The organism is Pseudomonas folii (genome assembly GCF_014357575.1).
GTDB lineage: Bacteria > Pseudomonadota > Gammaproteobacteria > Pseudomonadales > Pseudomonadaceae > Aquipseudomonas > Aquipseudomonas folii.
Genome location: NZ_JACONW010000209.1, coordinates 1 through 7,185, shown reverse-complemented (window position 1 = coordinate 7,185; position 7,185 = coordinate 1). Strand labels below are relative to the sequence as shown.

Annotated in this window: 5 protein-coding genes; 2 read left to right on the top strand and 3 right to left on the bottom strand. The window is 57.0% G+C overall.

The features are described from left to right. Positions 1–9: 9 nt before the first annotated feature. Together H8S59_RS25090 and H8S59_RS25085 are read right to left on the bottom strand one after the other, a co-directional pair. A complete protein-coding gene (locus H8S59_RS25090; protein WP_187523179.1) occupies positions 10–2,712 on the bottom strand; it encodes a beta-glucosidase in 2,703 nt (900 codons plus the stop codon). Between the two features lie 60 nt (positions 2,713–2,772). Then, positions 2,773–3,021 (bottom strand): hypothetical protein, encoded by a 249-nt coding sequence (locus H8S59_RS25085; protein ID WP_187523177.1) that lies wholly within the window; start codon positions 3,019–3,021, stop codon positions 2,773–2,775. Positions 3,022–3,619: 598 nt separating this feature from the next. Between H8S59_RS25085 and H8S59_RS25080 the strand changes: the two genes are divergently transcribed. Further along, entirely contained in the window at positions 3,620–3,844 is a 225-nt protein-coding gene (locus H8S59_RS25080) for a hypothetical protein (protein ID WP_246475612.1), read from the top strand. 32 nt (positions 3,845–3,876) lie between these two features. Here H8S59_RS25080 and H8S59_RS25075 read toward each other — a convergent pair whose 3' ends face one another. Next, positions 3,877–4,749 carry a glycoside hydrolase family protein gene (locus H8S59_RS25075; RefSeq protein ID WP_187523176.1) on the bottom strand — a complete coding sequence of 291 codons (873 nt, stop codon included), beginning with the start codon at positions 4,747–4,749 and terminating at the stop codon, positions 3,877–3,879. A 301-nt stretch (positions 4,750–5,050) separates the two neighbouring features. Here H8S59_RS25075 and H8S59_RS25070 point away from each other — a divergent pair, with 301 nt between their 5' ends. Then, entirely contained in the window at positions 5,051–7,087 is a 2,037-nt protein-coding gene (locus tag H8S59_RS25070) for an NADPH-dependent 2,4-dienoyl-CoA reductase (protein ID WP_187523175.1), read from the top strand. Positions 7,088–7,185: the final 98 nt, after the last annotated feature.

Sequence of the window (7,185 nt, the reverse complement as noted above, 5' to 3'; positions counted from 1 at the left end):
CACGCCTCCTCAGTAAGCCTGTTCTGGCTTGACCTGAACTGCGTTGCGCAGCGGAATCGGGAGAGGGTTGGATTCACGCGTCGACAATTTCTCGCCATACAAAGCAACCACGGTACGGTTGAGCGCCAGGTCTTCCGAGTCTTTGCCCACCAGAACCTTGAACTTGCCCGGGTCTACGATCCAGCTGACAGCGTCAGGCGAATAGTAGGCGAACGAGCGGGAGTCCAGCGGGATCGTCACGGTTTTGCTTTCGCCCGGCTTCAGATAGACCTTGGAGAAACCCTTCAGCTCTTTTTCCGGACGATCGACTTGCGGCTTCGAAGGCTGCACGTACAACTGAGCCACTTCGAAACCAGGCTTGTCGCCCGTGTTGGTCACGGTGAAAGTGGCCTTGATGGTTGCGCCGGGAGCAAGAACGTTGCTCGACAGCTTCAGATCGCTGTACTGATAGGTCGTGTAAGACAAGCCGAAACCGAACGGGTAGAGCGGCTTCGCGTGGTTCTTGTCATAACCGCGATAGCCGAGGTACAGGCCTTCGCTGTAGGTCATTTCAGTCGGCGGGTTAGGGCTGCTGAAGTAGTACGGTGCGGGGTCGGAGTACGAGGCGAAGCTCGGGTTATCCTGCACTTTCTTGTCCAGCGTGATGGGCAGCTTGCCTGACGGGTTGACCTTGCCGTACAGGATTTCTGCCAGCGCCTGACCGCCTTGTTGGCCCGGGAACCAGGCATGCAGGGAAGCCGCGACCTTGGTTGCCCACGGCTGCATGTCCATACCGCCACCGCCGTGCATCACGACGATGGTTTTCGGGTTGGCTCTCTGCACGAAGCTGATCAGCTCGGACTGAAATTGCGGCAGTTCAAAGGGGTGATCAAGGGACTCACCTTCGTATTCGAAGTTGCTGCCCGCCGCCACCACGACTGCGTCATAGTCAGCCAGATTGGTCGGCGGACGCAGCGATGCCCAGCTCAGTTGCACGCCGTTCATGCCGCCCAGCACCGGGGTGTAATTGCCTTTGAGGCGACGATATTCCAGGCGCACGTTGTACTCGGTGCCGGCTTTCAGCGCGACAGTCTTGACGGTACGTGGCACCACAGGAATCAGGTCGAATGAAACCTGCTTGTCTTCATCCTCAACCACCAGCTCGTCGTTGATCCAAAGCTTGTAGGCGCCATCGGCACGGACTTTGAAGACGTGCGGGCCGGTGATGGTGGGTTTGATCTTGCTGGTGAAGCGAGCCGAGAATGCGCCCGGTGCCGGGGTGTAGCCGGTTACCGCGCTGGTGCCGCTGTCGGTGACGTTGGTGTTGGTGATCCAGCTCAGGTTGAGGCCCGGTTCGATGCGGGTCGCAACAGGGTCCCCGGACAATGTGGTGTTGGCGTAGTACTCGGCTTTCACGCCTGTGTTGCTGATGGCTTCCTTACCTTTGCCTTTACCGCTGCTCGGCTGATACCAGACCGACGATTTCGGATCGAGGCTCATCTGCGGCAGGTAATCGACATTGCTGGTGCTCGACGCCAGCTGCTTTAGGCCGCTGAGTTCGGTCACATAGCTGGCAGGCGCTGAATAAGCGGTGCCGAATGGCGCAGTCGGTGCCTGCATCGCCAGGTCGCCAATGACAGCGATCTTTGCCGTTTTCGGCAGCGGCAGCAGGGGCTTCTGTCCGTCTACAGGTTCGTTGCGCAGGAGCACAATCGACTCCCTCGCCACGTTCAGCGCAGCCAGTTGACCGTACTCGCGGTGCTCAAGAGGCTGAGCCTTGTTGATGCCTTTATCAAAGCCGTAGCTGACCAGTGCCCTGAGATTCCGGCGGACTTTGTCGTCGATGACGCTCTGATGCAACTGGCCGTTCCAGACATAGGGCAGCAGCTTGGCTTCAGTGAATTGCAGGCCGCTTGGCATGTCGATATCGGTGCCTGCCCAGGCGCCTTTGAACGCGTCCTGCACCGAGTTGAAGTCACTCATCACGTTGCCCTGGAAGCCCCATTGGCCTTTCAGGATGTCAGTGATCAGGTGATGGTTCTCACAGGCGTATTCGCCGTTGATCTTGTTGTAGCCGCACATGATCGAGGCAATGTTCGAGTTCTTGACCAGCGACTCGAAGCCGGGCAGATACAGCTCCTGCATTGCTCGCTCGTCAATTTTGACGTCCAGATAGTGCCGGTTCGCTTCTTGCTCGTTCATCAGGTAGTGCTTGGCGGCAGACTGGACGCCCTGCACCTGAATACCGTTGGTAACGGCCGGAGCCAGCACTGCGCCGAGGAATGGATCTTCGCCACTCATGTACTCAGCGGAGCGCCCGTTGAACGGGGTGCGATAGAGGTTGATGGCCGGAGACAGCATTTGCTGACCGCCAGCGATCCGGGTTTCATAGCCAATCGCGAGACCGAATTCCTTGGCCCGGTTGATGCTCCACGTTGCGGCCAGTGCCGACGGTGACGGGTACTGCGCACCAAAGGTCTTGCCGCCTACCAGCACGCCCATCGCCGAGTCATAGGCGACGGTACCTTGCAGGTTGAATTTGTCCAGCTTGGGAATCATGCGTCCGTCATCAACCCGCGAGAAGTTGATTTTTTCCGATTGGGTCATGTTGTCGAGCATCGCGCCAACCCGCGCTTCGACCTCATTGCCCGTCATCGGGGTGACAGCCATTACGGTGCCTGCCTGAGCAATGCTCAATGCAAGCAGACTCAGGCCTAAGCCTTGTTTGATCATGGACATGGAGCTACTCCTGAATTCGTTCGATAGGGGGTGTGCTGCGTATCAAACGAAGACTCATTTCTCGTCATCGGTCGCAGGGGCATCGTCGGTGACGACCGGGGCATCCAGCACGCGTTGGGCACCGGTTGACTGGCTTTTCGTGGCGCTTTCGGCTCCGGTGATCTGCTCGCGTTTGGCCTCGACTTCCACGCGCACATCGTTCGATGTCGAGGGCAGGGGATTTTTGTTTTCGGCGGCTGATACAGAAAGAGTGGTGAAGCCCATCAGAAAAATGGCAGCAAGAGGCAGCAAGCTTCTAGCCATCGGGAGAATCTCCAAATAGAGGTAGGTAACGAGGAAGTGTCAGCGCGTGGAGGTTTACTACAGGCTGCGACAGTAAGTCCGCAGTGTGAGCTTAAAGTTCTATGGCGGCAAAATATTGCAGTTATATATTTAAATATATCGATCTAATGGTTTTTAAAAAAATAGATTTTGTTGGTGTTTTTTGATGATTTTATTAGAAATAACGATTTTAAAATCTGTATTTTATGATTTTTTAGCTACAAAAAATCTTTTATCAAAGCAGAGCTTAAGCTCTGTTTTGAGCGGTGTTAAAGTGGTCGGGTCATAAGGGAATCCCTTCATGTCGCGTTGGCACATAGGGTGTGCATGCCACGTTGCTCATTCCAGCAGGCGAGAAAACCCACGGTGTGAACAAGGGCGGGTTTTCAGGCTAATGGTATTCAGAGGTTTATCTGTGACATCCCGAGCGAGTTCCTTTCTGTCTCATGAGGCCGGGTTAATCCCGGAGCTCACAGACCCTGTCGCGGTAGATCTGACGATTTTAAAAGCGGTCTGGCTGCTCAGTGAGGGAAAGTCTGGCGAGAGCAAGCCACGAAAGCTGACGTGTGGGCAGATCTACATGCAGTTGGTGCGCCGTCAACCAAGCGTTCCATCCATCGTGCGCTGTGTGTTGGCGATCGATGTGCTCGTGAACGAAGGGCTGTTGGTGTCGGAGCGGGTGCTGGATGCAGACCCTGCTTTTCCCTACACCCAGCACATCATCAGCGGGCTGACCGAGATCGGTGCAGCGTCCCTGATGGTCAAGGACGCGATGAACACCACCCGACATCCAGTGCGGTTCTGATTGGCCTGGCTATGCATCAAGTCCCGATGGCGTTACTGATTGAAGGGCAGTGAAATATAGTGCTGACCCAGTTCTGTCAGCCTTCCTTCTTCGTTCAACAGGCTCGAAAAGTGTGGGTCGTCATTCATCCGACCCGTAAACCAGGCATACCGAAACACATCCGCGCGGTTCTCGCAGACCGCCACCATCTCTGTCATTTGCTGTTTTTGCTTTTCAAGCGTGTCGATCTGTACCCCATCAATCGGTGAGTGCCAGTTGGCGAACTCGGTGACCCAAAATGGTTTTCCATACTTGGACAGCCTGTCGAGCATGCCTGACAGCCCATAGTCGTACCAATGAAACGCCAGGTAGTCGATCTTCGGATCACGATTCTGATTTTGCGCACGATACGCAGCGTAGAAGGCATCAAGCCACACAACCGGGTCGCCATAACCGGACATCGTTCCCCAGTTCATTGCGGGGCCCACCAGCTTTACCCCGGTCTGCGCGGATATCTGTTCCAGTCTTGGCCAGAATTGCGCGGCGGCCTCGGGTGTCATGTTGGCCTGATCGACAAGATTGGGCTCATTGATCACCAGTAAATAGCGGATATCCGGGTGGGCCTGCAGGTAGAGTTTCAGTTGCCCATCATCGACATTGGCATTCCAGACCATGGGGATGAAGTCGACCCCGTAGGTGGACGAATAGTTATAGGCGGCGAGCCGGTCGTGGGGCTTTGGGCTCCAGTTGTACCACCAGCTGATTCCCGGGGACAAAGCACTCAAGTCCGCAGGTGAGGCTATGTCGTAGGCGATGCCGCGCTTTGCACTTTTGGTGGCTGACCAGGCCGGCGTGGAGACTGTGGCGAGGGCAAGGCTGAACGCTGTGAGCAGGGTGAATATTCGCAGGTAGTTACGAAACTGCATGATTCGATCCTCCGTGAAATTGTCGTGCTGGAATGCTTGTGGCGTTCATTTGCTTGCAGTTCAGATGCCATCGCTTATCAATCTACTGAAAAGCCATGGGCCGCCAGGAGAGCTCAAGGGGGCGATTCCAACAATAGTTCGGACCATGGCTGCACGTTTAAATCATCAACTTGTCACTTATGGTCATTGAGCAGGCCGCGAAGCTCGTCTTTACTGTTGCGCAATGAACAGGCCACCAAGGCCTGAATAATTGACGGCTGCCTCAGGCGGCCGCATCCCGTGACAGTTCGATGGAGTTTCTATGGCCGCCGCTCATTACCCGCACCTCCTGGCCCCGCTGGATCTGGGGTTTACCACCTTGCGCAACCGCACCCTGATGGGTTCGATGCACACCGGACTGGAAGAGAAGCCGGGCGGTTTTGAGCGCATGGCGGCGTATTTTGCCGAGCGGGCGACGGGAGGTGTCGGGCTGATGGTCACGGGTGGTATTGCGCCCAATGAAGAAGGCGGCGTGTACACCGGCGCGGCCAAGCTGACCACGATTGAAGAGGCGGAGCAGCATCGCGTGGTCACTCAAGCGGTGCATGCGGCGGGCGGCAAGATCTGTCTGCAAATCCTGCACGCCGGGCGTTATGCCTACAGCAAGAATCAAGTTGCCCCCAGCGCCATTCAGGCGCCGATCAATCCGTTCAAACCTCGCGAGCTGGACGAAGCGGGGATCGAAAAGCAGATCGCCGATTTCGTCACCTGCTCGACGCTGGCCCAAAGCGCCGGGTATGACGGCGTGGAGGTCATGGGTTCCGAAGGCTATTTCATCAATCAGTTTCTGGCAGCCCACACCAATCACCGAACGGATCGCTGGGGCGGCAGCTACGAAAATCGCATGCGTTTGCCGGTGGAAATCGTTCGCCGGGTTCGCGAGGCCGTGGGTGCCGAGTTCATCATTATCTTTCGTTTGTCGATGCTGGATCTGGTGGAAGGCGGCAGCACCTGGGAAGAGATCGTGCAATTGGCTCAAGCCATTGAGCAGGCCGGTGCGACCATCATCAATACCGGTATCGGCTGGCACGAAGCACGTATCCCGACCATTGCGACCAAGGTGCCGCGCGCGGCTTTCAGTAAAGTCACTGCCAAGCTGCGTGGTTCGGTGGGCATTCCACTGATCACTACCAACCGCATCAACACGCCGGAAATCGCCGAGCAGATTCTCAGCGAAGGCGACGCCGACATGGTCTCCATGGCGCGGCCTTTTCTGGCGGATCCAGAGTTCGTCAACAAGGCAGCGGCGGGGCGTGCTGATGAAATCAACACCTGTATCGGCTGCAACCAGGCCTGTCTGGATCATACCTTTGGCGGCAAGCTGACCAGTTGCCTGGTCAATCCGCGTGCCTGTCATGAGACCGAACTGAATTACATCCCGACGCGCCAAAGCAAGAAAATCGCTGTGATTGGTGCCGGTCCTGCGGGCCTTGCGGCATCTACAGTGGCTGCCGAGCGTGGTCATCACGTGACCTTGTTCGATTCCGCAGCCGAGATCGGCGGCCAGTTCAACATCGCCAAGCGAGTGCCGGGCAAGGAAGAGTTTTACGAAACCTTGCGTTACTTCGCCCGCAAGCTGCAAACCACGGGCGTTGATGTGCGGCTCAATACGCGTGTCGCCGTTGAGGACTTGCTGGGCGCCGGTTACGACGAGGTGATCCTGGCCACTGGTATTGCGCCACGCACCCCGGCGATTCCGGGCATCGATCATCCCAAGGTGTTGAGTTATCTCGACGTGATCCTGCAACGCAAACCGGTAGGACAGAGCGTTGCGGTGATCGGCGCGGGCGGTATCGGCTTCGATGTGTCGGAGTTTCTGGTGCATCAGGGCATTTCCACCAGTCTGGACCGAACCGCGTTCTGGAAAGAATGGGGCATCGATACCCATCTTGAAGCGCGCGGTGGCGTGGCGGGGATCAAACCGGAGCTGCATGCCCCGGCACGTCAGGTGTTCCTGTTGCAGCGCAAGGCGTCCAAGGTCGGCGACGGACTGGGCAAAACCACCGGCTGGATTCACCGTACCGGCCTGAAGAACAAACAGGTGCAGATGCTCAACAGTGTCGAATACCTGCGCATTGACGACGCCGGTCTGCACATCCGTATCGGCGAAGGTGAAGAGAAAGTGTTGCCGGTGGACAACATCGTAATCTGCGCCGGGCAGGACCCGTTGCGTGAGCTTTACGACGGGCTGGTTGCGGCGGGGCAAGCCGTGCACCTGATCGGCGGCGCGGATGTCGCGGCAGAGCTGGATGCCAAGCGGGCGATTGATCAGGGTTCAAGGTTGGCGGCGCGGTTGTAGGGCTTCACTCGGTCTCACTTTAAAAAAGCAATCAAGCTCCGCTCACAGAACTCACTGATGACGTGGGACCGGCTTTAGCCGGGAAGAGGCCGGGGCAC